Origin of the sequence: Streptomyces sp. NPDC058697, from assembly GCF_042715345.1 — a bacterium.
GTDB lineage: Bacteria > Actinomycetota > Actinomycetes > Streptomycetales > Streptomycetaceae > Streptomyces > Streptomyces liliifuscus.
This window is the reverse complement of sequence record NZ_JBHXSU010000001.1, coordinates 1-26100: the sequence shown is the minus strand read 5'-3', so window position 1 is coordinate 26100 and position 26100 is coordinate 1. Positions and strand designations below refer to the sequence as shown.

General features: G+C 69.3%; 24 protein-coding genes. 14 read left to right on the top strand and 10 right to left on the bottom strand.

Going from position 1 to position 26100, the window contains the following annotated elements; all coding sequences use genetic code 11:
* Positions 1 to 62 precede the first annotated feature (62 nt).
* Positions 63 to 1595: a DUF4419 domain-containing protein gene (locus ACFWXQ_RS00120; RefSeq protein WP_383943453.1), complete on the bottom strand. Its 1533-nt coding sequence runs from the start codon at positions 1593 to 1595 to the stop codon at positions 63 to 65.
* Between the two features lie 51 nt (positions 1596 to 1646).
* Here ACFWXQ_RS00120 and ACFWXQ_RS00115 point away from each other — a divergent pair, with 51 nt between their 5' ends.
* Positions 1647 to 2630 (top strand): phosphotransferase family protein, encoded by a 984-nt coding sequence (locus tag ACFWXQ_RS00115; protein WP_383943456.1) that lies wholly within the window; start codon positions 1647 to 1649, stop codon positions 2628 to 2630.
* Between the two features lie 78 nt (positions 2631 to 2708).
* Here the strand turns inward: ACFWXQ_RS00115 and ACFWXQ_RS00110 are convergent, their stop codons facing one another.
* A complete protein-coding gene (locus tag ACFWXQ_RS00110) occupies positions 2709 to 3425 on the bottom strand; it encodes a FadR/GntR family transcriptional regulator (RefSeq protein ID WP_055611957.1) in 717 nt (238 codons plus the stop codon).
* Positions 3426 to 3645: 220 nt separating this feature from the next.
* On the opposite strand from ACFWXQ_RS00110, the gene ACFWXQ_RS00105 reads away from it, so the two are divergent.
* The 4 genes from ACFWXQ_RS00105 to ACFWXQ_RS00090 all read left to right on the top strand — a co-directional run bounded on the left by ACFWXQ_RS00105 (position 3646) and on the right by ACFWXQ_RS00090 (position 8157).
* A complete protein-coding gene (locus ACFWXQ_RS00105; protein ID WP_383943462.1) occupies positions 3646 to 4869 on the top strand; it encodes an aminotransferase class V-fold PLP-dependent enzyme in 1224 nt (407 codons plus the stop codon).
* A gap of 152 nt (positions 4870 to 5021) precedes the next feature.
* Positions 5022 to 6326: an ABC transporter substrate-binding protein gene (locus ACFWXQ_RS00100; RefSeq protein WP_383943465.1), complete on the top strand. Its 1305-nt coding sequence runs from the start codon at positions 5022 to 5024 to the stop codon at positions 6324 to 6326.
* Between the two features lie 2 nt (positions 6327 to 6328).
* Positions 6329 to 7324 carry a carbohydrate ABC transporter permease gene (locus ACFWXQ_RS00095; protein ID WP_383943469.1) on the top strand — a complete coding sequence of 332 codons (996 nt, stop codon included), beginning with the start codon at positions 6329 to 6331 and terminating at the stop codon, positions 7322 to 7324.
* Complete coding sequence (locus tag ACFWXQ_RS00090) at positions 7321 to 8157, top strand: carbohydrate ABC transporter permease (RefSeq protein WP_362070756.1); 837 nt, start codon at positions 7321 to 7323, stop codon at positions 8155 to 8157. The genes ACFWXQ_RS00095 and ACFWXQ_RS00090 overlap by 4 nt, the downstream gene beginning before the upstream one ends.
* Positions 8158 to 8201: 44 nt before the next feature.
* On the opposite strand, the gene ACFWXQ_RS00085 is transcribed toward ACFWXQ_RS00090, so the two are convergent.
* Together ACFWXQ_RS00085 and ACFWXQ_RS00080 are read right to left on the bottom strand one after the other, a co-directional pair.
* The gene (locus ACFWXQ_RS00085; RefSeq protein WP_383943473.1) at positions 8202 to 8666 is read right to left on the bottom strand and encodes an SRPBCC family protein; all 465 of its coding nucleotides are present in this window, start codon (positions 8664 to 8666) and stop codon (positions 8202 to 8204) included.
* 72 nt (positions 8667 to 8738) lie between these two features.
* Positions 8739 to 9170: a Rid family hydrolase gene (locus ACFWXQ_RS00080; protein ID WP_383943476.1), complete on the bottom strand. Its 432-nt coding sequence runs from the start codon at positions 9168 to 9170 to the stop codon at positions 8739 to 8741.
* A 230-nt stretch (positions 9171 to 9400) separates the two neighbouring features.
* On the opposite strand from ACFWXQ_RS00080, the gene ACFWXQ_RS00075 reads away from it, so the two are divergent.
* Positions 9401 to 10366 carry a GlxA family transcriptional regulator gene (locus ACFWXQ_RS00075; RefSeq protein ID WP_383943479.1) on the top strand — a complete coding sequence of 322 codons (966 nt, stop codon included), beginning with the start codon at positions 9401 to 9403 and terminating at the stop codon, positions 10364 to 10366.
* Here the strand turns inward: ACFWXQ_RS00075 and ACFWXQ_RS00070 are convergent.
* Positions 10344 to 13211 carry an ABC transporter substrate-binding protein gene (locus tag ACFWXQ_RS00070; RefSeq protein ID WP_383943482.1) on the bottom strand — a complete coding sequence of 956 codons (2868 nt, stop codon included), beginning with the start codon at positions 13209 to 13211 and terminating at the stop codon, positions 10344 to 10346. The genes ACFWXQ_RS00075 and ACFWXQ_RS00070 overlap by 23 nt on opposite strands.
* Positions 13212 to 13377: 166 nt before the next feature.
* On the opposite strand from ACFWXQ_RS00070, the gene ACFWXQ_RS00065 reads away from it, so the two are divergent.
* The gene (locus tag ACFWXQ_RS00065) at positions 13378 to 14091 is read left to right on the top strand and encodes a hypothetical protein (protein ID WP_383943485.1); all 714 of its coding nucleotides are present in this window, start codon (positions 13378 to 13380) and stop codon (positions 14089 to 14091) included.
* A 152-nt stretch (positions 14092 to 14243) separates the two neighbouring features.
* Here ACFWXQ_RS00065 and ACFWXQ_RS00060 read toward each other — a convergent pair whose 3' ends face one another.
* Positions 14244 to 14699: a PaaI family thioesterase gene (locus tag ACFWXQ_RS00060; protein ID WP_383943488.1), complete on the bottom strand. Its 456-nt coding sequence runs from the start codon at positions 14697 to 14699 to the stop codon at positions 14244 to 14246.
* 99 nt (positions 14700 to 14798) lie between these two features.
* The gene (locus ACFWXQ_RS00055; protein WP_383943490.1) at positions 14799 to 15416 is read right to left on the bottom strand and encodes a LysE family translocator; all 618 of its coding nucleotides are present in this window, start codon (positions 15414 to 15416) and stop codon (positions 14799 to 14801) included.
* 114 nt (positions 15417 to 15530) lie between these two features.
* Between ACFWXQ_RS00055 and ACFWXQ_RS00050 the strand changes: the two genes are divergently transcribed.
* The 3 genes from ACFWXQ_RS00050 to ACFWXQ_RS00040 all read left to right on the top strand — a co-directional run bounded on the left by ACFWXQ_RS00050 (position 15531) and on the right by ACFWXQ_RS00040 (position 18328).
* Positions 15531 to 15983, top strand: coding sequence for an Lrp/AsnC family transcriptional regulator (locus ACFWXQ_RS00050; protein WP_383943493.1), 453 nt, complete (start codon positions 15531 to 15533; stop codon positions 15981 to 15983).
* Positions 15984 to 16151: 168 nt separating this feature from the next.
* Complete coding sequence (locus ACFWXQ_RS00045) at positions 16152 to 16595, top strand: hypothetical protein (RefSeq protein WP_383943496.1); 444 nt, start codon at positions 16152 to 16154, stop codon at positions 16593 to 16595.
* Between the two features lie 218 nt (positions 16596 to 16813).
* Positions 16814 to 18328, top strand: a complete 1515-nt coding sequence (locus tag ACFWXQ_RS00040; protein ID WP_383943499.1) for an FAD-binding oxidoreductase — start codon at positions 16814 to 16816, stop codon at positions 18326 to 18328.
* Positions 18329 to 18362: 34 nt separating this feature from the next.
* On the opposite strand, the gene ACFWXQ_RS00035 is transcribed toward ACFWXQ_RS00040, so the two are convergent.
* Both ACFWXQ_RS00035 and ACFWXQ_RS00030 read right to left on the bottom strand, forming a co-directional pair.
* Positions 18363 to 19745, bottom strand: coding sequence for an FAD-binding oxidoreductase (locus ACFWXQ_RS00035; protein WP_383943502.1), 1383 nt, complete (start codon positions 19743 to 19745; stop codon positions 18363 to 18365).
* Between the two features lie 43 nt (positions 19746 to 19788).
* On the bottom strand, positions 19789 to 20766 hold the full coding sequence (locus ACFWXQ_RS00030; protein WP_383943505.1) for an antibiotic biosynthesis monooxygenase: 978 nt from the start codon (positions 20764 to 20766) through the stop codon (positions 19789 to 19791).
* Positions 20767 to 20844: 78 nt separating this feature from the next.
* Here ACFWXQ_RS00030 and ACFWXQ_RS00025 point away from each other — a divergent pair, with 78 nt between their 5' ends.
* Complete coding sequence (locus tag ACFWXQ_RS00025; protein WP_383943508.1) at positions 20845 to 21411, top strand: nucleoside deaminase; 567 nt, start codon at positions 20845 to 20847, stop codon at positions 21409 to 21411.
* A gap of 101 nt (positions 21412 to 21512) precedes the next feature.
* Here ACFWXQ_RS00025 and ACFWXQ_RS00020 read toward each other — a convergent pair whose 3' ends face one another.
* Positions 21513 to 22457: an AraC family transcriptional regulator gene (locus ACFWXQ_RS00020; protein WP_383943511.1), complete on the bottom strand. Its 945-nt coding sequence runs from the start codon at positions 22455 to 22457 to the stop codon at positions 21513 to 21515.
* 108 nt (positions 22458 to 22565) lie between these two features.
* Here ACFWXQ_RS00020 and ACFWXQ_RS00015 point away from each other — a divergent pair, with 108 nt between their 5' ends.
* The 3 genes from ACFWXQ_RS00015 (at position 22566) to ACFWXQ_RS00005 (ending at position 25952) form a co-directional block, all read left to right on the top strand.
* Complete coding sequence (locus ACFWXQ_RS00015; RefSeq protein ID WP_383943513.1) at positions 22566 to 23549, top strand: oxidoreductase; 984 nt, start codon at positions 22566 to 22568, stop codon at positions 23547 to 23549.
* 273 nt (positions 23550 to 23822) lie between these two features.
* Positions 23823 to 25274, top strand: coding sequence for an alpha/beta hydrolase (locus ACFWXQ_RS00010; RefSeq protein ID WP_383943517.1), 1452 nt, complete (start codon positions 23823 to 23825; stop codon positions 25272 to 25274).
* A 24-nt stretch (positions 25275 to 25298) separates the two neighbouring features.
* Positions 25299 to 25952: a hypothetical protein gene (locus ACFWXQ_RS00005; protein WP_383943515.1), complete on the top strand. Its 654-nt coding sequence runs from the start codon at positions 25299 to 25301 to the stop codon at positions 25950 to 25952.
* The last annotated feature ends 148 nt before the right edge of the window (positions 25953 to 26100 follow it).

The window sequence follows — 26100 nt, the reverse complement described above, 5'->3', positions numbered from 1 at the left end:
GCGGGTGGCTCGGGGGGCGGCACGCCGCTCGCCGGTTCCCGAGCCCTGTCCGGTCGCTTCGGTCAGGCGATGTCGCGGTCCAGTTCGTCGAGTCGGCCGGTCTCCAGGTGCGCGATGTCACCGCCCGAGTCCAGGGCCGCGTCGAGGAGGAGAGCGAGCGAAGTGCCGTACACCGGGACCTCGTTCGGCTCGTCGACGAGACGGAAGCGCGGACGGTTCGTGTTCGAACCGTCGGACGGCACTTCCTCGATCCGGCAGACGACCCAATGGGTCGTCCCTGTACGGGAGTTGTCGACCGCGCCGAGGCTCCGGCCGTCCGCGAGGTCGATGACGAGGGCGATCGAGTGGGCGCGGTGACCGCGCCACACCGTGCGGCGGTCGGCGATCGGCCGGAGTCGCCAGGCGCCGTCGAACAGTGTCGCGGAGCCGACGCGGCTGTAGAGCGCCACCACGTCCGCGCAGCCCTCGAACCAGAGCCCGTCCGGCGGCTGCGCGGGGGTGGTGGCATGGTCACGCACGATCCGGTCGATCACGTCATCCATCTCGACCGTCGCCGACGCGAGATGCCAGCCCGCCACCGGCCGCAGCGATCCGTCGTCGTCCTGGCCGACAGCCACGAGTCCGGCGTGCAGGGCGACCACTCGATTGTCGGCTCCCACCCGGTCGTTGATGTGGACGACCAGCCGTGACAGCGTCGCCGGCACGTCATCGCTGCGCACTCCAGGGCCCCGGTAGAACATGCCGTCGAGGGTCAGGTCGCGCGGTTCGTCGAGCGGAAGCTCCAGCAGTGGGTTCGGCCTCGTGACGGCACCATGGCGGGTCAGGTACGGATAGAACCGCGCGATCCACCCGGTGACCACCTCGCCGCCGTAGGCGTCGACCGGACTGTAGATGCGGCGCCAGAACGCGGTGTCCACGTCGCCTGCCGCGGCACGCACGAACTGGTCGGCCATCGGGACGAGCGACCGGCACCACGTCTCCGCCCCCAGATCGGCGACCACGTCCAGCCGTGCGCGAATCCGCTGCCAGTCCTCGACAGTTCCGGCCAACGTGATCGACGGGATGCCACAGACGAAGGTCATCCACACGGCGAAGTACGGGGCGTACGCGTCGAGCATGACAATGCGCCCCGCGACCCGCTCGACGTCGGTGCTCGTGGAGAAGTCGCACTCGAAGAGGCCGGCGGCCGTGCCGGTGCCGTCGATCTCCGCCGCGAGCAGTTTGTGGAACAACTCCACAGCGTCCTGCCAGGAGTTGGGGTCGTGCGGCATCGGCCCGTCGACGGTCACGGTGAGCCGCTTGCGGCCCGCGTGACGCACCAGCCGCGGACGCAGTTCCTCGGCGTGCAGACGGATGTGCTGGGCGAGGCCCTGCGCGATCGTCAGCCACACCGCGTCCGGAGTCAGGACGAGCCGACGATGATCGGCGAACGCACGCCCCACCGCCCCGAGCAGCGGATGCACACCATTGGGCTCGATGACCGGGGTGCTCGGGTCCCCGCCGACCGCGAGCGCGTCCACGACCAGTTCGCCGAGAGGCCGGGTGGGCAGCGGCTCCGGAGCGGGCGTCACATCGTCGATCTCGAAGGTCACCATCGCGCGATTCTATGGAGTTCCGGGCTCCTCGGTGATCAGTAGGCTGTCCCCGTGGACGCGGGCGAGCATCCGGACGTCATCGGTGCCGGGGTGGACGATCAGGGTTGGTCCAACACCCGTGCCTGGGTGGAGAAGACGCTGGGTGAAGGCGATCGCATCAGGGCCGTCGTCCCGCTGCACGGCGGCTGGACCTCGCAGATGCGCCGTCTCGACATCGAAGGGCAGGGCGAGCCCCGGTCGCTCGTCCTGCGGTCGTTCGTCAAGCCCTTCTTCGTCAAGCACGCGCAGGGGCTGCTCACACGCGAAGCGGACATGCTGAGGTTCCTCGCGGATACACCCGTGCCGGTCGCCGACTTCCACGGTGTGGACGCACAGGCAGAGCACTGTGACCACCCCTCGCTCCTGATGTCCTGGCTGCCGGGACGCGTCAGGCTGGACGACGAGGACGTGCCCCGCAGGACCGAGCTGCTGGCTCGGCAACTCGTCGACATCCATGGGCTGTTCGTGCCGACGTGGACACGACCGCGTACGTACCAGGCCTGGATGGCAGCCGGTCGCGTGCGGTTGCCCGAAGGCACGCTGCGGCCCGAGCTGTGGCAACGGGTCGTGGATGTCATCCGCCGTCCGCCTCCGCCATACCGGGCCTGTTTCCTGCACCGCGACTTTCATCCAGGCAATGTCCTCTTCACCGGCCACGGCGCGGACTTGGCGGTCACCGGGGTCGTGGACTGGGTGGAGACGTCCTGGGGCCCGGCCGACCTGGACGTGGCCCACTGCTCCACCGCGCTCGCCCTGCTGCATGGCGCCGACGCCGGAATGCGCCTGACCGAGGACTACTTGGCAGCCGGGGGAGTGCTCGACGGGGATCCCGGAGCCCACCTGTACTGGCGTCTGCTGGATGCCCTGGGCTTCGCACCGGACGCGGAGAAGGTCGCCGGGCCCTGGCGGGAACTCGGCCGACACGACCTCACACCCATGACGCTCACCCACCGCCTGGAGGACTACCTCCAGGCACTCCTCACCCGCTACGGATGACTCCGCAGCAGATGACCCAGCTACGGATGACTCCGCTACGAATGACCGTGCCCGACCGCGCTCCGAGAACGGGTGGTGTCAGCTCGGGGCGTCCTCCGGTCCGCCGTCGGTCTCCTCCACCGGTGGCATGAAGGCCCGCAGCCACCGTTCCGTCTGGGCGACGTGGGCCTCGGCCGCGCCCGCGGCGGCGCCCGGGTCGCGGTCGGCGATCGCCGTGGCGAGGACCCGGTGGTCCGCGTCGCTCTTGCGCCGCATCTCGGGGCCTTCGGGGAGGGTGAAGACCTGGTACTTGCGGGAGCGGGCGCGGAAGACCGCGAGCAGGGAGGCGAGCGTGGGGTTCTCGGCGGCCCGCGCCACCTCGGCGTGGAAACGGTGGTCGAGCTCCGAGGCCTCGGTGGGGTCCTCGGTCGCCTCCATGGACTCGATGAGCGAGTAGAGCGTCTTCACCGTCTCGGGGGTACGGCGCGCGGCGGCCTTGGCGGCCACGTGCGCCTCCAGCACCCGCCGGATCTCGTAGACCTCCAACAGGCCCGACAGCGGCAGGAGTTCAAGGGTCAGAGACAGACTTCCGATGACGTCCTCGGGGCGGAGCTGGGAGACGTACGTGCCCGAACCATGCCGCGGTTCCACCACACCGAGCGCCGCGAGCATCCGTACGGCCTCGCGCAGCGGACCCCGTGAGACGCCCAGTTCCTCGCCGAGCTCGGCCTCGGGCGGGATGCGGTCCCCCGGGCCCAGGCGCCCCGTCGCGATCATGTGACGCAGACCGTGGAACGCCTTGTCGACTGCCGACATCCGATTCCTCCCCTGACGGGCCGGCGGCACCACCGAGGCCCTCGGGCACTGTAGTCAGTCATCTGATGTCTCGGATGTATCGGCCGGGAGTCATCTGATGACTTTCGCTGCACGACCCTTGCGAGGCCCGAAAACGCCTGCCAGGATGCCGAGTCATCATACGTGTCGCCGTCATCCTCTGATGTCTGGTGGCACTCGGGTTCGGCTGATGTGGAGTGATGTGAGCGAGACCGAGGTCACCACCGCCCCGCGTCCCCTGCTGCTGGCGGACGGCCGGCCCGCCGCCCGGGCATGGTCCCTGGACCCCGTCATGAAGCACCTGAACCACGGCTCGTTCGGGGCGGTCCCGCTGGTGGCGCAGGAGCGGCAGAACGAACTGAGGGCCGAGATGGACCGCTCCCCGGTGGTGTGGTTCCCCGCGCTGCCGCAGAAGATCGCCGACGCCCGGGTCGACCTCGCCGCCTTCCTGCGGGCCACCCCCGACGACCTCGCCCTGGTGCCCAACGCGAGCGCCGGAGTGAGCGTCGTACTCAACGCTCTCCCGCGCCGTCGCGGCGGCGCGATCGTCGTCACCGACCACGGCTACGGAGCCGTGACCATGGGCGCCGAACGGCTGGCCCGGCGCTGGGGCGGCGAGGTCCGCACCGCCCGCGTGCCGCTGGACGCGGACGAGGAGCAGGCGTACGAGGCCGTGCTGGCGGAGGTCGACGACGCCACGGATCTGATCGTCGTCGACCAGATCACCTCGGCGACCGCCCGCCGGATGCCGGTCGAGCGAATCGGCGCCGAGGCCGCGCGGCTCGCGATCCCCCTGCTCGTGGACGGCGCGCACGCCCCCGGTCTGATCGAGGCTCCCCTCGACGGCCTGACGTGCGACTTCTGGGTCGGCAACCTGCACAAGTGGGGCTGCGCGCCCCGCGGCACCGCCGCGCTGGTCGCACGCGGCGCGCAGCGCGAGGACCTCTATCCGCTGATCGACTCCTGGGGCGCCCCCGATCCCTACCCCGACCGCTTCGACCAGCAGGGCACGGTGGACGTCACCGGCTATCTCGCCGCGTCGACAGCACTGGACTTCGTCGACGGCACCTGGGGCTGGGACACCGCACGCCGGTACATGGACGACCTGGCCGGCTACGCCGAGCGCCTCGTCGGAGCCGCCTTCGCCGGACTCGGCGCCGTCCCCGGCATCGTCGACGTGGGCATGCCGGTTCCCGGGATGCGGCTCGTGCGGCTGCCCGAGGGACTGGCCGGCAGCCGGATCGAGGCGGACGCGCTGCGCGACAGAGCAGCCCGCGAACTGGGCGTGGAGGCGGCCTTCACCAGCTTCGACGGCATCGGCTACATGCGGATGTCCGCACACGTCTACAACACCGCCGCCGACTACGAGTACTTCGCCGAGGACTGTGTCCCCGTCATCGGCGAATGGGCCCGCGCGGCCCACTGAAAGCCCGGCGCGTCGAGGCGCGAACCGCGATCCCCGACACGGCGATCCCTGACACCACGGCCCCTGACACCACGGCCCCCGCCCCCGACACCACGGCCCCCCGCCCCGAAGCCGCAGCCAGCGCGCCCGTATCCAAGGAAGAGGTCGGCACGATGAGTAGAAGGACGGCAGCTCTCGCCCTCGGCACAGCCGCCACCATGGTCCTGACCGGCTGCTCCGCCATGAGCGGTGGAGCAGCCGACGGAACCGTCACCCTCAACATGGTCGAGAGCCTGACGAACCCCGCCCGCACGGACCTGCTGAAGAGCCTCATAGCGGACTTCGAACAGCAGAACTCCAAGATCAAGGTCAATCTGATCTCGCCGCCCACCGAGCAGGCGGACCAGAAGATCCAGCAGATGCTCCAGTCCGGCAGCGGCGTGGACACCCTCGAAGTACGGGACACCACCGTGGGCCCCTGGTCGAACAACGGCTGGCTCTACGACATGAAGAAGGACCTCAAGCCCTGGAAGGGCTGGGAGGCGATGACGGAGAACGCCGTCAAGGCCTCCGAGACCGCCGACGGCAAGACGTACTTCGTCCCGTACGGCTTCTACGGCCTGAGCGTCTTCTACCGCACCGACCTGATCAAGGAGGCCGGCTTCGACAAGCCCCCGGCCACCTGGGACGAACTGCTCGAACAGGCCTCCGCCATCCACGATCCGGCCAAGCGCCGGTACGGATACGCCTTCCGCGGCGGGGTCAACGCCAACGGCAACGCCACCGCCGTCATCGAGGCGTACGTCGCCGACAAGATCGACCCCGCCGACGGCTTCAAGGTGAAGGACGGCAGCACGATCTTCGCCGCCCCCGAGGCGGTCGACGCGATGAAGACCTACCTCAAGCTCTTCAAGGAGGCGTCCCCCAAGTCGTCGGTCTCCTGGGGCTATCCGGAGATGGTCGAGGGCTTCTCCAACGGCTCCACGGCCTTCCTGCTGCAGGACCCGGAAGTGATCGCCACCGTCTCGGAGTCCAAGTCGATCGCGAAGGACCAGTGGGACACCGCCCCGCTGGTGGCTGGGCCCGGCGGCAAGACCGTACAGCCGCTCGCCACCGCCGGCTGGGGGATCGCGGACGGCAGCAAGCACAAGGCCGAGGCCGTCAAGCTGGTCGAGTTCCTCTCCGAGGGCAAGGCGTCGACGGCCTTCACCAAGAAGAACAGCCTGGTGCCGATCCTCAAGTCGGCGACCGAGGACCCCTTCTACAAGACGGGCCCCTGGTCCAGCTACGTCACCATGACGGAGAACCCGGACACCTACCTCAACGTCAGCCAGCCGCGCGGCGTCGCCTGGTGGGCGGAGTGGCAGCAGAAGGCCGACGCGGACATCCAGAAGATGGTGCTGGGCAAGACGACTCCCGAGAAGCTGCTGGACGGCTGGGACGCGTACTGGACCGAGAAGCGGCAGCAGGAGAACTAGCCATGCCGACCGCGTCCGACACGACGGAAACGACGAAATCGGCGTCGGCGGGGCCCTCCGGAACAGGGGGCACCCCGCCCGGTCGCGGCGCCCAACGAGGCCGCCGCAAGCCGGAGTTCACCGCCCGGCGCGGCTTCCTCATCGCCGCCTTCATGGCACCGGCCGCGGTCTTCGTGGCGGTCTTCACGTACTACCCGATGATCGCCGGCAGCCAGATGGCCTTCCGCAACTGGAAGCTGACGGACCTGACCGACACGTCCTGGGTGGGCCTGAAGAACTTCCGTGACGTATTCGCCGACCCCGCCTGGGGCACCGTGCTGGGCAACACCGGGATCTGGGTGTTCGGTTCGATCGTGCCCCAGCTGGTGATCGGCTTCGCCCTCGCGCTGTGGCTGCGCAGGAGGTTCCGCTTCCGGGGCCTCTACCAGGCGCTCATCTTCTTCCCCTGGGCGATCTCCGGCTTCCTCATCGGCATCCTGTTCCGCTGGATGTTCAACAGCGAGTTCGGCGTCGTCAACGACCTGCTGCAGAAGGCCGGACTGATCGACGAGCCGGTCGCCTGGCTGGCCGACCCGCAGACGGCCATGTTCGCCGTCGTGGTCGCCAACATCTGGTACGGCGTCACCTTCTTCACCATCATGATCCTGGCCGCGCTGCAGTCCATCCCCGAGGAGCTGTACGAGGCGGCGGCACTGGACGGCGCGGGCAAGGTGCGCACCCTCTTCCAGATCACCATTCCGTACATCCGGGTCACGCTCGCGCTGACCGTCCTGCTGCGCGTCATCTGGATCTTCAACTTCCCCGACCTGATCTTCGGGATGACCGGCGGCGGGCCGAACAACGAGACGCACATCGTGACCACCTGGATGATCAAGATCACTCAGCAGGGCGACTACGGCAGGGCGTCGGCCCTCGGGCTCATCGTCGTCGCCACGCTGCTGGTGTTCGCGGTCTTCTTCCTCCTGGCCACGCGTGAGAAGCGAGAGGTGAAGTCGTGATCGGCAAGGAGTCCACGGCGGGCCGGGCCACCAAGTTCACCTTCCTCGGACTGTGGCTGGTGTTCACCGTCTTCCCGCTCTACTGGATCACCATCACGTCCCTGAAGGCGCCCGGCGACATCTTCGCCTTCCCGATCGCCTACTGGCCCGAGCACTTCTCGCTGGAGAACTACAGCGGGCTCTTCGGCAAGGCCGACTTCGGCGTCTACCTCACCAACAGCCTCATCGTCGCGTTCGTGGCGGGCGTGGTGGCCACCGCGATCTCGATGCTGTCGGCCTATGTGCTGGCCCGTTTCGAGTTCCGCACCAAGTCCGCCCTGCTGATGGCCGCGCTGGTCACCCAGATGATCCCGACCTTCATCGCGCTGGGACCGCTGTACCTGCTCATGACCGACCTCAACCTGGTCGACAACAGGCTCGGGCTCATCCTCGTGTACGTCGCCGTGTGCATCCCCTTCTGCACGGTGATGCTCCGCGGCTTCTTCGAGAACATCCCGGACGCGCTGGAGGAGGCCGCCATGATCGACGGCCTGTCCCGGTTCGGGGCGCTGTTCCGGGTGCTCCTGCCGGTGATGCGTCCGGGGATCGTGGCCGCGTTCATCTTCAACTTCGTCAACTGCTGGAACGAGCTGTTCCTGTCGGTGACGCTGATGAACAGCGACAGCAACAAGACCGTCCCCACGGCCCTGAACGGCTTCATCTCCAGCTTCAACATCGACTGGGGATCCATGTCGGCGGCCGCGGTCCTCACCATCCTGCCCACGATGGTGCTCTTCGCCTTCGCCAGCCGCCATATCGTCCAGGGGCTCACCGCCGGTGCGGTGAAGGGCTGAGGGCGGCCTCGGAGAGTGGGTGCGGGCGCTGGGCCGCGTGCGGCTCAGCCGCTGCGGCCCTCCAGCGCCGCGGCGATGTCGTCGAGGTCCTTGGCAATGGCCTTGCTGACCGCCCGCGCGCCCAGGGCACCCATGATCTTGGCCAGGAAGCCCGCGACCCCACCGGACGCCACGGCCGAGAACGTCATGCGGACGGTCGTCGTCACCGGGCCGTCGGCTCGCAGCGCCCACTCCGAGATGTAGTGCGAGCCGTGGGACTCGGCCTCCACCACATACCGTTCGGGCGGCTCGCTGGCCGTCACCCACATCTCCTCGGTGGCGTCCTTGCCGAACATGCGCCGCGTCTCCCGCCACCGCGTGCCGACGCCGAAGGCGCCTTCGGTGAGGACCTCGACCTTCGAGACGCTGCTGAGGACGTGCTCCATACCGGCCAGGTCGGTGATGGCCTCCCACACCGGTCCCTGGGCCGCGGCGATGCGCCGCTCGACGACGACACTTCTGCTGGTCATGGTTCCCATGAAAGCACCAGGGTCCGACAACGGCCCGACGACCGCATGAGAGGACCGTCCTCGCTCACGACCTCAGACTCGGGCGACGAGTTTGACCTCGACCAGTAGCTCGGGGAATGCCAGTCGAGGGGTGCCGATCATGGTGCTTGCCACCTGGGGGTCCGGTCGGCCGTAGGCCTCCTTGCGCACCGGCCCCGCCGCGGCGTCACCCGCGTCGGCATCGACCACGTAGATGACTTCGTCGACGACGTCGTCCAGCGATGCGTCGAAACGCTTCAGCAATTCCGCCGCGTTGGCGTAGCACTGGCGCAGCTGTTCGCCCATGTTGGAAAAATCGGTAACCAGTCCGTCCTCATTCACGGGGGCCGGGGCGATGAGTTCCGTCCCGTCGTGTGCCACCTGGCCGGAGACGTAAATGGTGTCGCCGCGCTTGACCGCTTGTACGTACCCGTAGCTTTCTTCCCAGGGGACTCCGAAGCTTTCTGTCTGATCTGCCTTGCTCATGTCGCTCCGATCGTCAAAGGTATGTTCTGTAAGAACGACGTGGGATCTGTAGGAACGAAAGTGGATTCGGTAAGGACGATATGCGGCCAGGCCGGGGTGGAACCAGACGCAGCCGTGCCACTTTCGGCAAGGATCGTGCCGGAAGTGCAGGCCAGGTCCGATGGCGCACCCGTGAGCTAGCCTGGAGAGGCGCGTAGGCAGTAGGGGGCGACAGAGACCAGGGGGCGCAATTGCGATCCAGAGACGGCCGGACCATTGTCGCGATCCTTGCGATGCCGCGAGCGTATTCACTGGATGTCAGCATTCCGGCGCATGTGTTTGGTCAGCATCCGGGATATCGCGTCTTTGTGTGCGGCGACCAGAACGGCGACCGGAGTCTCGACGTGGCCGCGGACATCAGGCCGACCCACTCGCTCTCAGATGCGGAGTACGCGGATATCGTCGTGGTTCCGGGCTATGAGAACCCGAGTCTCCCCGTCCCGGAGGACTATCTGAAGGCGGTGCAACTCGCGGGTGAGCGGGGTGCCCGTATAGTCGCCGTCTGCACGGGCGTGTTCGCGCTCGCGGCCACTGGATTGCTCGACGGGAAGACGGCCACGACACACTGGCAATACACCGACCGACTCCGGACGGCGTATCCCGAAGTCGACGTCGCCGAGAACCGGCTGTTCGTCGAGGACGGGGCAGTTCTCACGTCCGCGGGTGCGGGATCGGGCATCGACGCATGTCTCCACGTCATCCAGAGCGATTTCGGAACGACAGTCGCCGACGACGTGGCGAAGGACGTCGTCTTCTCCGCTGCCCGCGGTGCGAACGAGCCACAGTACGTGGATGTTCCGCCCCTTCCTCGCGCCGGTCTTCAGGCGACCCGGGAATGGGTGATCGAAAACATTGGATCGTCGATCACCGTGCAGCGGATGGCGGACCACAGCCGGCTCTCGCGGAGAACCTTCATCCGGCACTTCGTGCGCGAGACAGGAATGCCGCCGATGCACTGGGTCGCCCGGCAGCGGATCCTCGGCGCGCGCCGACTCCTCGAATCCTCCGACTGGTCCGTGGAGAGGATCGCCGGAGCGACGGGGTTCGGCACCGCCGCGAACTTCCGGAACATCTTCCGACGAGAGGTGGGCGTGACCCCGACCGCCTACCGGAAGACACATGCGGCCACGGCTGTCACTCGGTCACATACGCGTTGAGCGGCGACAACCCGTCCAGGTCCACCTGGACCCCCTTGAGCCTGGAGCTGTAGAGGAACGTGCGCACCGGCACGTACACCGGAATGGCCGCCGCCTGCTCCATCACCCGGCGGTCGACGGTGGACCACTTCTCGCCCGCGGCCGCCACGTCGGCCGTCGCGTTGGCCTCGTCGATCGCGTCGTTCACCGCCGTGCTGTTGAGCCGGGAGAAGTTGGAGGTCGTCGGGTAGGTGTAGCGGCCGTCGAAGGAGTCGGGCAGGAACGCCGACGCCAAGGGGAGGCCGCTGATGTTCATCGGCAGGCGGGCCAGGTCGTAGGCGCCGTCGCCCACGTTCTCGTAGAGGTCGGAGACGTCGACGTTCTTCAGCGTGACCCGGAAACCGGCCTTGTCCAGGGCCTTCTTCACCGCTTTGGCCCGTGCCTCGTCGGCTGTCGTCGCATAGGCGACGGTGAGCGGGTAGTCCGTCTCACCGGCCTCGGCGAGCAGCGCGCGGGCGCGGGCGGGGTCACCGTGCTTCCCGGCCCCGTACAGGTCGAAGTCGCGCGAACCGGGGATGCCCGGCGGCAGGAGGTGGTGCGTGGCCTCGCCGTCCTCGCCGCTCGCGGCCAGGACGTCCGCCGCCGGATACGCGGTGGCGATGGCCTGACGGACCTTCAGCTTCGGTACGCGTTTGGTGTTGATCGAGTACGCGTGGACATAGGGAGCCGGTGATGTCACCCGGACCGTGCCGCTGCCGGTGGCGCCGTCCGTCGTGCCCAGCCCGTCCTTGTCCAGCGAGCCGGAGAACGTCATCACGGCCGACTTCGAACCGGCCGCGCGGATCCGGGACTTGATCTCGTCGATGGTCAGCGAACCGGTGATCTCGTAGCGGTCGGGGTACGCGGTGCGCACCGGGTCCGTGTCCGCGTGCCACTTCGGGTTGCGGCTGAGCGTGAGGTTCTTGGCGCCGGTGAAGGAGTCGACCTGGTACGGGCCCGTCGACGGCAGGAGTGTGGAGGTGCCGGAGATGTCGGCGACCCGCTCCGGCACGGGTGAGCCGTTCGGGCCGGCCAGGACGACGTTGAAGTCGGGGTGGGCGCCGTCGAGATGGAAGACGATCGTGCGGTCGTCGGGGGTCTCGATGACACCTGGCGGCATCTCGTGCTCGCCGCCGATGCCGTCCGCGTCCTCGGGACCGAGCAGGAAACTGCGCAGAGTGCGGTCGCCCATCGGGAACTTGTCGGGGTCGAGAGCGCGCTTGACCGCGAACGCGAAGTCCTGGGCGCGTACGGGCGATCCGTCGTTGTAGGTCAGGCCCGGTTTGAGGGTGAACGTCCAGTCGCGACCGTCCAGCGTCGGCCTGCCGGTGTCCTGGGCGAGGTCCCCGACGAGTCGGACGGAGCCGTTGGGCAGGGTTTCGAGCGTGGTCAGGCTGCGGTAGACGAGCCGCGAGATCAACCGGTCGGGCCCGGACCACATGTTGCCCGGGTCGAGAGTGGTGATACCGCCCGGTTCGAGGACCGTGACCTTGCCGCCCTTGGTGGCGCCCCGTACCGCCGGGGCGGGGCCCTTGGCATCGGCGTCGGAGCCGATCGTGAGGGTCTGGGTCTTCGCCACCGGGGCCACAGTGCCGGTGGCGGCCTTCGACTCGCCAGGGCCGCTCTTCCCGCTTCCCTCGTCGCCGTCGCCGCCTCCGAAGGGCTGGACGACCGACAGCACGACCACGAGCGCGGTGACGACCGCCGAGGCCGCGATCCATGTGACGCGCCGCCCGCGCAGGCGAGCGGCCGGGGGAGCGGGCGGCTGCTTCGGGATCGGCGGTGCGAGCGGGTACGAGGTGGGGTCGGGGCTGGTGGTCGCGGCGCCCGCGGCGAGTTGCTGCGGGACCGCGGTCGATGCGAAGTGCCGCGGTTCGGGCGATACGTGGGCCGGGTTTCCCGGTGCGGTCGAGACGGCGGGCTGCCCGGGAGGCGGCGTGTGGTCGGCTGGTTGGGCCGGAGGCTCGCCATCGAGTGGGACCCGCGGCTCGGCCAGGGCGAGTCTCTCGAATGCCGCCCGTGCCTCCTCCGCCGTCGGCCGCTGATCGACCGGCTTCGCCAGCATCCGCCCCACCAGCTCGTCCCACTCGGGGGCGAGCCCCGGACGCCGTACCGACGGCTTCTCCGGTGTCTCGTACACATGGCTGTGCATCAGCGCGGGAGCCGACGCCGAGTCGAAGGGCGGTGCGCCGGTGAGCATCTCGTACACCGTGCAGCCCAGCGCGTACACGTCCGTACGGCCGTCGTCCGCGCCCCGAGTGAAGCGCTCGGGCGCCATGTAGGGGAGGGTGCCGATGGGGGAGTCGGCGGTCGCGGTGAGCATGCCGCCCCCGGCCGCCGCGTCGAGGAACTTGGCGATGCCGAAGTCGAGCACCTTGACCGTGCCCTCGTCGGTGAGCATCACGTTCGCCGGTTTGATGTCACGGTGCACGATGCCCGCCCGGTGCGCGGTCGCCAGGGCCCGGCAGACCTGTGCCGCGAGCTCCGCGACCCGCCCCGGCGGCATCGGCCCCTCGGTCAGCAGCTCGCCCACGGTCCGGCCCGAGAGCAACGGCATGACCAGGTAGGGGACTTCACCGTCCGCCCCGTGGTCGAAGACCGGCACGATGTACGAGCTGTCCAGTGCGGCGGCGGCCCGCGCCTCCCGCCCGAACATGGCGAGCAGCCGCTCCCGCTCGGCGCCGGCCGTGCCCGGCGGCAGGCTCAGCAGCTTGACGGCCACCGGGCGTTCGAGCCGCGCGTCCCTGGCCCGCCACACCACGCCCATACCGCCGGCACCGATCTGCTCCGTGAGCGTGTACCGGCCGTCCAGGACCGTGTCGCGCATCCCCGCCCCCACTCGCTCAAGGAATCAGCAGTCTCAATGTACCTACGCACAAGGGGAGTTGAGCGGTTCCCAGGTGAGGTGAGAGGGCTTGCGTGACCGATGCCGACGTCCCATGCTGGCCGCAACGCCGAGGCAGGGGGGCCTTGAGATGCGATACGGGCGTGTCATGCGAGTTGCCGTCTTACTTGGTGTACTGGTGTGGGCATCCGGCTGCTCGGACGGCGGCGACGATGGCGACGACGGCGCGCGTGGATCGTCGGCGCCACCGACCGTGTCGACCCCGGCCACGACCGGGACCCCGTCGAGCAGCTCGTCCAAGCCGGCGTACTACGACAACGACGACAACGTGCTGATGGCCAAGGGTGACTGCTACGGGCCCCCGAGGGGCGAAGAGCAGGGTCATGCCGTGGAGATGCCCTGCGACGACCCCGACGCCATCGGCAAGGTCCTCAAGCGCGTCGAGAAGAAGACCACCGTGTACACCTTCATCGACTGTTCCGACTCCACGGACGATGTGCTGGGCATCAGCGGCGATCCCGGATGGGAGGTCGCGGGCTCGCGTGACTACCTCAAGTACGTGGTCGGTGCGGGCTATGCCTGCGTACGCAACCTCAAGGCCCCGCACCCCGGCGAACCGGGCCAGGGCGGCATGGAGATCCGCGTGGGTGACTGCCTGGAGGCTTCGGACACGGGTGACAAGTACGAGGAAGTCCCCTGCGACGGCGAGGTGTTGCCCGACGTCAAGGTCATCGGCGAGCCCGACCTGGACAACAACTGCCCGCGCAAGGACGACACTCAGCTGACGGAGGAGTCCATCCTGGATGTGGCCGGGCTGGGGGGCGGTCCGGAGTACTGCGCAAGGGCTTACGCGGAACTGTGAGGAGGCGTGCGCGCGGAGAGGAAGCGTGCGCGCGGAATTCGGCGTACGAGTGGATCAGGCCGGTTCGTGAACCTGGGCCTTGTCGAGCAGACAGCCTGACTCTTCACCGTCACGCCGTACGCGGGCAGGGGACGTCGATCCTGTCGGCGAGCTCAGCCCTCGGACCTCTTCACGCACATCAGCGTCTGCTGGCCGGTCGCGACGAGTGATCGGGCGTCGCCCTCAACGCCGAACACCTCCAGTTGGCACACCGTCAGTGTCCGTCCGGGCTTCAGGACCGTTCCCACGGCCTCGATGTGATCGCCCACGGCGGGCGCCAGGAGGTTGATCTTGTACTCGACCGTGAGGACCGACGTGTTCTCGGGGAACAGCGTGAACGCCGCATAGCCGCCCGCGCTGTCCGCGATGGCGCTCGTCGCCCCGGCATGGAAATAGCCATGCTGCTGGGTGACTTCGGGGCGGTGCGGGAGAACGATGTGCACGCGGCCCGGTGCGATGTGCGTGATGCGCGCATCGAGATGGCCCATCAGTCCCTGGAGTCCAAAGCTGGTCCGGATGCGTTCCTGCACCTCGGGGCTTGCCTCTTCCTGCTGATCCTGGTGGTCCACTGCGCTCCTTGAATGGGTGTCCCGGTTCGGACCGGCCGGACCGGCAGGTTGGCTGAGGGGAGGCGGGGGTGTCTCCCGGGGGCCGAACACGGCGGGCCGTCATCCGGCCAGACGTTCCACGAGGAGGAACCCGCCGATGGCGATCATCATGGCACCGCTTGTACGGGTGACGGCTCGCGCGGCTGCCGGTCGCGCCTGCAACACGGTCCGGGCCAGTACGCCCACGGTGAGGTAGACGAGGGCGCAGCCGGCCATGTGAAGCGTGCCCAGCAGAGCGGTCTGGGCGGCGACGGGCCAGTCCGCCGCGGGGTCGATGAACTGGGGGAACAACGAGAAGTACAGCAGCAGCGCCTTGGGGTTGAGGCCGCTGATCCCGGCGCCCTTCAGCATGATCTGCCGGTTGGAGGCGGCCATCACCTCGCTGGAGGCGCCGGGTGTCGCCGGCCGTGCCAGGACGCCCCAGCCGAGCCACATCAGATAGGCGGCCCCGAGCACGGTCAGCGCCGTCAGCAGGGTCGCGGAGCTGGCGACGATCACCACCAGGCCGGCCACCGCGAGCATGGTGTATCCCGCGTATCCGGCGACCAGTCCGGCCACCGCGGGGACGATCGACCGGTTCCGCAGCCCTGCCGTGATCGCGTACGCCCAGTCCGCGCCGGGCGTGAACACCAGCAGAAGATCCACTGCCAGGAATGCCGCCAGTGTGCCCGCGTCCATGCTGAACCGATCCCTCTCTCGCTCATCCTTACGAGAGGGAACGCTAGGCGGGATCCTGGCGAAAGTGTTCCCGTATTTTCCACGGATCCGGGCAGCTGGGGCACAATCTTCCCCATGGATGACCTCGACCGGAAGATTCTTACCGAGCTGCAGCTGGACGGCCGTCTGACGGTGACCGAGCTGGCCGCCCGGGTGAAGCTCAGCGTCTCGCCGTGCCATCGGCGCCTGCGCGACCTCGAGCGAACCGGCGCGATCCGCGGCTACCGCGCTGTCGTGGATCCGGCCACTGTCGGTCTGGACTTCGAGGCCCTGGTCTTCGCCACCCTGCGCTGGGAGGACCGCGACACCGTCGCCGCCTTCGAGCAGGCCGTGGCCGCGGTCCCGCACGTGGTGCAGGCCCAGCGCCTCTTCGGCGAGCCCGACTACCTCCTGCGCGTCGTCACCGCCGACCTGGCGGCCTATCAGCAGCTGTACGACCAACAGCTGGCCACCCTGCCCGGAGTCCAGCGCCTGACCTCCACCATCGTGATGAAGCATGTTGTCGACGACCGCCCGCTGCCTGCCTGAGACCGGTTCCGGAGGCACTGGTCCCGGCAAGCGCCCGGAATCGGCCAACGGGCGTAGCCGTCGACGACCGAGTGGGAGAATCCCCCTCCCGGGGCCGCGCGCTACCGCCATGGGACGGTCGGTGCAACTCTCCGTCGGCTCCCGGGAGGACCGGAAGGAACCGTCAGCGTGATCGAGTGGGTGTATCTCAGCGCCGGGACAAGGCCCGTCCCCCGGCCGGTCGCCACCCCGCTGGTGTGGGCCGCCGCCTTCGGCGGTGCCCTGTTGCTGGTGGCCACCCTCAACACCCTCGTCGGCCCCGACCGGCCCGCACTCGCGCTGACGGCGCTGTCCCTGCTGGCCGCCCTGCTGGGCGGGCGTTCACGCTTCACGGCGGCACCCGGAACGGCCGCACTGTGCTGGCTGTTCCTCAATGTCTTCGCCATCCCGCCCCTGGGCACTTTCAGCTGGGCCGGACACTGCGACACGTTCTGGCTCAGCTGCCTGCTTGCCGCGGCCCTCATCGGCACAGCGGTCGCCCGCCTCGTCCATGCCCGCGCCGCCTACCGCCGCATAGCCGCGGGAGCCGGCCCCGTGGCGTGGGCGCCGGGCGAGCGCCCGGAGGACGCCTGACGGGCGACGTCTGACGGGAGGGCCTCTGACCGTGGGCCGGGCCTTGACCGTGCATGGCCCGTTCGCATGAAGCTCGCTAGCCCCAGGGTGTCAAAACCCATTCCCCACCTCGTCCTTCTCCATCGTGAGCCCTGCCCGGGCTGAGGGATCTTGCGCATGGCGCGTGGACGACCCCCACGCCTTCGGCATTCGGACACCATGCGTGAAGGGGCGTACCTGTGCAGACTGGCCGACGAGATGTCCTGCGAACCGGAGGGGCCGTCGCGGCCACAGGGGCCGCGATCGCGCTGGGCGGCGGAACCGGCCCGGCGTTCGCCGCGGCCCGCCGGACCTCCCTCGTCGGGGGAGCGGAGCCCGGCGCCTGGCGCGAGCTGGTCAGGAGCCTGAGCCCGGCCGCCCGGCTCTACAGACCGGGACAGCCGGAGTACGCGGCCCGCGCGACGGCCGACAACCAGCGCTACGCGTCCGTGCGTCCGGCCGGCGTCCTCGCCTGTGCCACGGAGAGCGACGTACGGACGGCGGTGCTGTGGTGCGCGAAACACGGAGTGCCGCTCGCACCCCGCTCCGGCGGCCACAACTACGCGGGTTACTCCACCACCCCGGGCCTGGTGATCAGCCTGCGTGCGATGAACCAGGTGGTGCCGCGCGGGCATGAGCTGCGGCTGGGCGGGGGAGCCACCAACTCCGACGTGTACGCCGCCCGCGTCGCGAACCTGTACTTCCCCGGCGGGCGCTGCCCCGAGGTGGGCGTGGCGGGCCTGACCCTCGGTGGCGGCCTCGGCTTCAACGACCGCAAGTGGGGCCTGACGTGCGACCGGCTCACCGAGACCCGTCTCGTACTGGCCAACGGCACCCTCGTCCGCGCGGCCGAGGACGAGAACCCCGACCTCTTCTGGGCCTGCCGCGGCGGAGCGGGCGGCAACTTCGGCATCAACACCGCGTTCACCTTCGCCGCCGTACCCGTGGGCAGGCTGCGCGCCACCGTCTTCCACGTCACCTACCCCCTGCACAAGGCCGTCGATGTGCTGGAGGAACTGCGGGACATCCTCGACGCCGACCGGGACAACGACTTCGACGTACGCATCGGCTTCAAGCACGCCGGCGACGGCACGGCCACCCTGGCCCTGCTCGGGCAGCGACTCGGCGACGAGGACGGACTGCTCCGCCGGTTCGCGCCCCTGCTGCGCCTGCGTCCCGCCCAGGCCGTCATCGAGGAACGCGGCTTCTGGTCCGCGCAGGACTTCCTGATGGAGACCCCCGGCCCGAAGGAGGCCTACGCCTCCAAGTCCCTCGTCCCCGACCGGTGGCCGAGCCCGGACACCGTGGCAGCCATCGCCGACTGGACCCGCAACTGGCGCCCGGGACCGGGCCGCAGCACCGGCTATGTGACCCTGTTCGCCATGGGCGGCGACACGGCGACACGACGACCGGACGAAACGGCCTACCCCCACCGGGAAGCCGCCTTCGTCATCGACATCGGCACCCACTGGAAGCCGGCCACCCCGTCCGCCCAGGTGCGCGGCCTGCTGGAACAGACCCGCACCGCCCACCACATGCTGCGTCGTCACCTCAACACCGACGCCGCCTACGTCAACTTCCCCGACCCGGACCTGCACGACTGGCGGCACGCCTACTACGGCGCCAACTACGACCGCCTGGTGGACGTCAAGCGCAGCTGCGACCCCACCGCCCTGTTCCGCTACCAGCAGGCCGTCGGCCGCCCACAGCCCTGACCGCGAGCCCCTCCGGCGTGAGGTACCCGAGCCTCTACGGCGTGAGGTAGGTGTGGAAGACGTTCGCGGGGTCGTACGTGGCTTTGAGGGCCCGCAGCCGCTCCCAGTCCTCCGGGGCGTACGACCTCCGAGCCCTGGAGGCGTCCGCGGTGAGGTCGGCCTCGGCGATGTAGTGGCCGGTTCCGTACGGCTCGACGGCACGCATGGTGTCCCGGAGCCAGCCGGTGTTGGCGCTGTCCGCTGCCGGGTCGTCCCAGATCGCGAAGGGGGCGACATAGGTCTCGCCCAGGATCGAGAAGGCCATGTCGTCCGAGAGGGAGCGGTCCCGGGAAGCGGGCCACAGGGGAGCGAGGATGAGCGATTGCTCGGAGGGGGCCTGGTCGAGCGAGGCGGCGAGGATCGGCAGCAGGGTCTCGTACCCGGTGTCCGACCACAGGGTGTCCACCGCGTTGCGGTGCGCCCGGGGCCAGAAGCCGGACGACGTGCCGTACAGATCCTCGAAGGTCTTCGGCTCGTCCGTCTGCCGGAACAGGGCGCGTTCGGCCAACGGGCAGGCCCGTAGCGGCTCCAGACAGCGGACCGCCTCGTCATGCGTGCGAGCGAAGGCCGTGCCGGTGAAGCTGATCACCTTGGGCCTCGGCGAAGCCGACGTGAGGTCCGGGGAGGCGGTCGACAGCATGAAGGACGCCTCGACATTCGCCGGAAGGCGCTCGGCTGCTTCGCTGGCCCAGCGGGTCACCGGTTCGACCTCGGACAGGGGAAAGGTGTACGTGGTCTCGGCGACCGCCGTCGGAAGGTCGTGCAGAGTCACGTGGAAGCGGGTGGCGACCGCGAAGAAGCCGGGTCCGGCGCCCCGCGCGGCCCAGAAGAGGTCGGGGTTCTCGCTCCGGCTGCAGGTGAGGGCATCGCCGTCCGCCGTGACCACCTCGACCGCCTGCACGGCTGCGGCAGCCGGACCGAGCAGGCCGGAGTTCCAGCCGAGGCCACCGCTGAGGAGGTAGCCGCTCAGGGCGACGGGCCCACAGTGCCCGGCCGGGAAGGCGAGGCCGTGCGGGGCGAGCGCGGCGACGAACTCGCGGCCGGTGAGCGCGGGTTGCACGGTCGCGGTGCGCGCGGCCGGATCGATCTCGCAGGCGTTGAGCGCGGACAGGTCGATGAGCATGCCGCCGTCGCGCAGCGGGGAGCCGCACCAGCTGTGCCCATGGGAGCGAATGGCGACCCTGAGACCTTCGGAGCGGGCCAGCCGGACGGCCGCCCGGACATCGCGGTCTGAGGCGACCCGGACGATGAGGTCGGGAAAGCGCTGCGGCTTGAGGCCGTTCCACAGCATGGCCGACCAGGTGCTGTCGTAGGCGGCGTCGCCCCGACGGACGACCTCCCCCTCGATCACTACGCCCGCTTGGCCAACTCCGCTCATGACGCGCTCCTCAGTCGGTAGTCGGCCGGTGGTCAGCCGGTGGTCAGCCAGTGGTCAGCCCGAAGATCAGGATGCACAGCGCCCAGCACAGCACCACGAGGGCAGCCCCCGCCACATGGGTCCGTACGGTACGCACCCGGCTGGGCACCAGCCAGAAGGCGAGGATCCTGTTCACCAAGGGCATCAGCAGCCAGGTCAGGATGGAAACGCTCAGCACGTTCCCGATGAACAGGCCGATGTAGCCGGGCAGTCCGATGTCGTCCAGTTCAAAACCGACGGTCAGATTCAGAACCATCACGGTGGGATACAGCGCCAGCACCACGGTCATGGCCTGTTTCCAGTTGGGCGGGACCGCCTCGTCCGCGCCCTCCCCGAAGCGGAACCAACCGCTGAACGCCGACTCCACCTTGCGCAGGTCGTAGGAGGCGAAGTATTTCCGGCCCTCCTGCAGAAGCTTTTCGCGAGCGCCGGACGCGAGCCATTCGTCGAGGTGTTCGCGGGTGTCGAATCTGAAGACGACGACCCAGTTGTCCTGGATCCCCTCGACCGGCTTGAACAACTCGGTCCCCATGAAACCCGGATACTTCTCCTGGGCCTTGAGGGCCTTGTCCTGCCACCGCACGAAGTCCTCTTCCCGGCCGGGCCGCACCTTGTGGGAGATGACCGCCGTGACGGCTTCCTCATCCGTGGGCGGCGGCGTGCCGCCGACCAGGACCTCCTGGGTCGGTGTCCCGTCGAACAACGGAAGGCCCTCGGCAAGCAGTTCCTGACGCTCGCAGGAGTCCAGCCAGGCAGTCAGCAGGTCGATACGGGAGAAGCGAAAGACCACCACCCATTCCCGCTCGCCACCGGCGCCCGGGGGATATATCTCCGTCCCCTCGAATCCGTCGAATGCGCGCACGGCCCGGTTGGTCCGCTCCTGCCAGCGTTGATAGTCGTCGGCGCGGCCTTCCCGCACCTTCTGGGAGGTCACAACGGTCGCACCGTCGCCGGTCGGGGCACGGATTGCACTGACACCCATACGGAGTAGTCTAATTCCAAGGGGAGTTATTGGACAAACGGGGCAATTTTCCTCGGTGATGCCGAGCGGAGGTCCGTCATGGGGCACAAGGAGTTTCTGACCGAAGCGGTACGGCTTGCCACCGAATCCGTCGAAGAGGGCTGGGGCGGTCCGTTCGGCGCCGTGATCACCCGGGACGACGAAATCGTGGCCCGGGGCCAGAACCGCGTCCTGCTCACCGGCGACCCCACCGCGCACGCCGAAGTGGAGACCATTCGCAAGGCCGTGCAGCGCCTGAATCCCGAGGCTCCCTCGATATCGCCGGAACACCAGAACGAGAGCACGCTCGAATACGTGCCGCGCCCCGAAGGATCCCCCGACCCGGTACCGGAGCGGGCCCGGATGCTCAAGGGCTGCTCGATCTACATCAGCGGCGCCCCCTGCCCGATGTGCATGAGCGCCATCTACTGGTCGCGGATCGACAACGTCTACTACAGCAGCGATCTGAAGGCCACACGCGAGATCGGCTTCGACGACGCCTTCCAGTACGAGGACTTCCAGAAGCCGCTCGACCAGCGCCGGATCCACGTGGAGCAGATCCACCCCGAACTCGGCGCCCAGGCCTACGAAACCTGGTCGCACAAGCCCGACCGGCATCCCTACTGAAGCTGTCGCTGAAGTCGTCGGGGCGGGCGCGATGCCAGTACGGGCGCAGCCGTCGCTCGGAGTATCAGTTCGGGATGCCAGTTCGGGATGCCAGTACGGGGTCAGCTGTCGCTCGGGCGAATTCCGGCGGCGGCCTCCACCCGGTAGATCCGCGGGGCCACGCCCACCGCCCGCTTGAAGGCGTTACTGAAGGCGCTCTCCGAGGTGTAGCCGACGGAGCGGGCGAGTGCCGCGACCGGGGCGGTGTCCTGCCTCAGGGCACGGGCGGCCAGGCTCATGCGCCAGTTCAGCAGGTACGTCAGCGGCGGCACCCCGGCCGCCTCCTTGAACCGTACGGCGAACGTGGTGCGGGACATCGCCGCCGCCCGGGCGAGTTCCTCCAGCTGCCAGGGGTGGGCCGGGTCGCCGTGCATCAGGCGCAGCGCCGGGGCGAGCCGTTCGTCGGCGAGGGCGCGCAGCCAGCCGGGCGGCAGCCCGTCCGAGTCGGTCAGACAGATCCGCAGCACCTGCACGAACATCAGCTGCGCGAGCTGGGCCGAGACGAACTCGACGCCGGCCCGGCCCGCCCTCATCTCCGCCACCAACTGCCCGATGAGCCACCGCAGTACGCCGGCTTCGGGCGAGTCGGCCCGGACGTGGACCAGCTCCGGCAGCGCCCGCCGCAGCAGGTCGCCGCGGTCCCGGCTCAGGTCGATGTGCCCGGACACGCACGTGACGTCCACCGCCTCGCCCTGGCCGAGCCGGGCCATCCGCGTTGCCGGGTCCATGACCACGTCGTCGGGGGCGATCGGTTCGACTCCCGGCCGATTGCACAGCACGTACGGCTGGTCACCGTCGGAGACCACCACGTCCCCCTCGGTGAGCCGCATGGGTTCACCGCCGGCCTCGCGGACCAGCAGGCAGCTGCCCTGCAGTACGGCCTTCACCTTCAGCCGGTGGCGTCCGCGCAGCTCGATGGCCCAGTCCCCGCCGGCCGTGAAGCCGCCGGAGAACACACTGCGGGCGTCGGCGACGGCGAGGGCGTCGGACAGCGGGTCAACGGTCATGCTCGAACTATCACGCAAGTAATGCGGATTCTCAAGCATTCATCGTACGGATCCATCGACCTACGGTGGTCTGGACAGCTCGACCTGAGGCTTGAGGAGAGACCCGACATGACCACCACACAGCACCCCCTGGGTTCCGGCTTCGGCGCCACTTCCACCGCCGAGGAGGTGATCAAGGGGATCGACCTGACCGGCAGGGTCGCGATCGTCACGGGCGGCTACTCCGGCATCGGGCTGGAGACGGCCCGCGTCCTGCGTGGAGCCGGCGCCGAGGTCGTCGTACCGGCACGGGACGTGGAGCGGGCCCGGACGGCTCTCAAGGACGTGCCCGGAGCCGAGGTCGGGCACCTGGATCTGCTGGACCCGGCGTCCATCGACGCCTTCGCGGAGAAGTTCCTGGCCTCCGGGCGTCCGCTGCACCTCCTGGTCAACAGCGCCGGGATCATGGCGACCCCGCTGGCGCGGGACGCGCGCGGATACGAGGGGCAGTTCGCCACCAACCACCTGGGGCACTTCCAGCTGACCACCCGGCTGTGGCCCGCGCTGGTCGCCGCCGGGGGCGCGCGGGTCGTGGTGCTGTCGTCGCGGGGCATCCGCTTCGCCGGCGTCGACTTCGACGACCTGCACTTCGAGCACCGGACCTACGAGCCCTTCGTGGCCTACGGCCAGTCGAAGACGGCAAACGCCCTGTTCGCCGTGGAGGCGGACCGGCGCGGGCAGGCGCAGGGCATCCGGGCGTTCGCCGTGCACCCGGGTCTCATCATCGACACCGGCCTGGTCAAGCACCTCGACCCGGCGGCGCTCCAGGCCGCGGGCGCGCTGGACAGCGAGGGGCGGCCCGTCCGTGACCCCGAGCGCCAGATGAAGACCGTGCAGCAGGGCGCGGCCACCAGCGTCTGGTGCGCTACCAGCCCGCAGCTCGACGGTCTCGGCGGGGTCTACTGCGAGAACGTCGACATCAGCCCGCTGGTGGCCCCCGAGAACGAGGCCGCCTGGGCCGGCGGGGACAGCGTCCCGGGCGTACTGCCCCGCGCCGTGGACCCGGAGGCGGCCGCCCGGCTCTGGGAGGTCAGCGAACGGCTCACGGCCTGAACGACCCCATCGCTACGGGCAGGCTCGTCGGCGTCGAGGTCCGGGTCGCGGGTGACCGCGACGCCGTCCTCGGTCTGCGGCGGGCTGCCCGTACCGACCGGGGCAGAGGTCGCCCGGCCCCAGCAGGGCCGTTTTTGCTCTGCTCCTCCGGCCCTCCGGGAGACGGCAGTGACACCACGTCATGCATTCGTCCTGACGAACGTCATGGCCAAGTGATGACACCACGCCCTGTCAGGTGAGTGTGAAGGCGGGTGGGGTGGATGCATGACCTCGATGCACAGAACTTTGTCACTCGCCTTCGCCGTAACCGCGGTGGCGGCGACCGCGATGCCCGGGGTGTCGGTGGCCGCGACGCCGGACACCGTGCGGTGGGGCCCGTGCCCGGAGAAGGTTGCCGCACCCCGTCTCGAGTGCTCGACGCTCGAAGTCCCGCTGGACTACCGGGATCCCGACGGCCGGCAGATCGAGATCGCGATCTCCCGGCTGGCGAGCGAGAAGCCGTCGCAGCGCCGCGGCGTCCTGGTGACCAATCCCGGCGGCCCCGGCATCACGGGACTCGGCTGGCCGGCCGTACTCGCCGAATCAGGACTGCCGCAGAAGGTGTTGGACTCCTACGACGTGATCGGCTTCGACCCGCGTGGCGTTGCCGGCAGCACACCGGTGACCTGCGATCTGACGCCGGAGCAGCGGGCACGCGGCAACTTCCCGACGTACGCGCACACCGCGGCCGATGTCGTGCGGGATGCGGGGAAGGCGCGGACCGTCGCCAGGCAGTGCGCCACCTCGCGGACGGCGTGGATGCTGCCGCACATCACCACGGCGAACACCGCGCGCGACATGGACCGGATCCGGGTGGCGCTGGGCGAGCCGAAGCTCTCGTACCACGGTGTTTCCTACGGCTCCTACCTCGGTGCGGTGTACACGACGATGTTCCCGAAGCGCAGCGACCGGTTCGTGCTCGACAGCAACCTGGGTCCCGGCGGTTACGACGCCACGGCCATGCGGTTGTTCGGCCGTGGCATGGAGGACCGGTTCCCGGACTTCGCGGAGTTCGCGGCCGCGCGCCCCGAGTACGGTCTGGGCACCACACCGGAGCAGGTGACCGCGAAGTACTTCGACCTCGCGGAGCGGTTGGACGCGAAGCCGGTCCAGGGCATCGACGGGACGCTGTTCCGCGGGCTCACGTTCGGGGAGATCTACGGTGACTCGGCCATGCCCGAACTGGCCGAGACCTGGCAGGCGCTCGACACGGACCGGCCGTTGCCGATCGACCCGCCGCCGGGAAGCATGGACAACTTCATGTCCGCCCGTTTTCATGTCGTGTGCGGTGATACACGCTGGCCGGGGACTGTCCGGGAGTACCAGCGCAATGTCGCGGTGGACCGGCTGAAGTACCCGATGCTGGGCGCGTCCACGGCCGGCATCGGACCGTGCGCTTTCTGGCCGACCGAGCGGGTCGAGCCGCCGGTGCGTATCGGTGACCGGGGCCCGTCGAACGTGCTCATGGTGCAGAACGAGCGCGATCCGGGGACACCGCTGGCCGGCGCCCAGGAGCTGCGGCGGGCGTTCGGGAAGCGGGCCACGTTGGTGACGGCCGATCAGGGCGGACACGGCGTCTATCCGTACGGCCGCAACACATGCGCGAACGACACGGCGACGAAGTTCCTGACCACCGGGCAGCGCCCTTCGCGGGACCTCGCCTGCGCGGCGGAGCCGGTCAAGTAGCGGGAATTGGAGGGGAGGAGAGACATGCTCAAGGAGTGGCGGCGGCGTCGGGCCGTGCAGCGGGTCAAGCCCGGGGACGGGCGGCCTTTGAAGCGGTTCCGCTGGTGGCAGATGCTTACCCGCGCACTGTTCCATCTTCGGCTGATGAACGACGACGGCCGGCCGACGGTCTACACCGTCGACGTCAAGCATCAGAACGCGTCGGACGGCTATGTCAGGGCCCACCTGTACCTCGATGGCAGGCATCACGCCGAGTCCAGAGTCCCTGCCGTCTTCCCCGTCCGGGGCGGCACCGTCGAAGTAAGGGCGAGCGGCTTCGGGCTCAAACGCTGCCACTACGTCACCGCCGAGGGCGCCGAGCACCAACTCGTCCCGGATCCCGCCTCCGCCGAGGGGCGCCGCGCGCGCCTCGACCGATCGCACCCCGCACTGAGCCGCTGTGTCGGTTTCCTCTCGGTGATCGTGCTCGTCATCGGCCTGGTACTCCTTGTCCTTCAGCTCGCCGAACAGGTCACCCGGGCGCCGGAGGGCCTCGCCCAGTACGTCGGGACCTTCACCTCGCCCATTGATCTGTCGGCATTGGCCAACACCGTGGTCGGGCTCGTGACTGTGGTGGCCAGCACGGAGCGGGCGCTGCGGCTGCGCTACAGCCGGCTGCTCGACGGCGCGGCGGGCTGAGCTCGACGTTCGTCCGGGTGCCGGCGGTCGAGCGCTGGGAGGTGCGTTCGGGACCAGGGGCCCGTGCGGGGGGTTGTGGACTGGAGGGGGGCGGGTGCGCCGGGTGGGAGGCCTGTTGTGGTGCTGGATAAAACCGGGTGCGGATGTG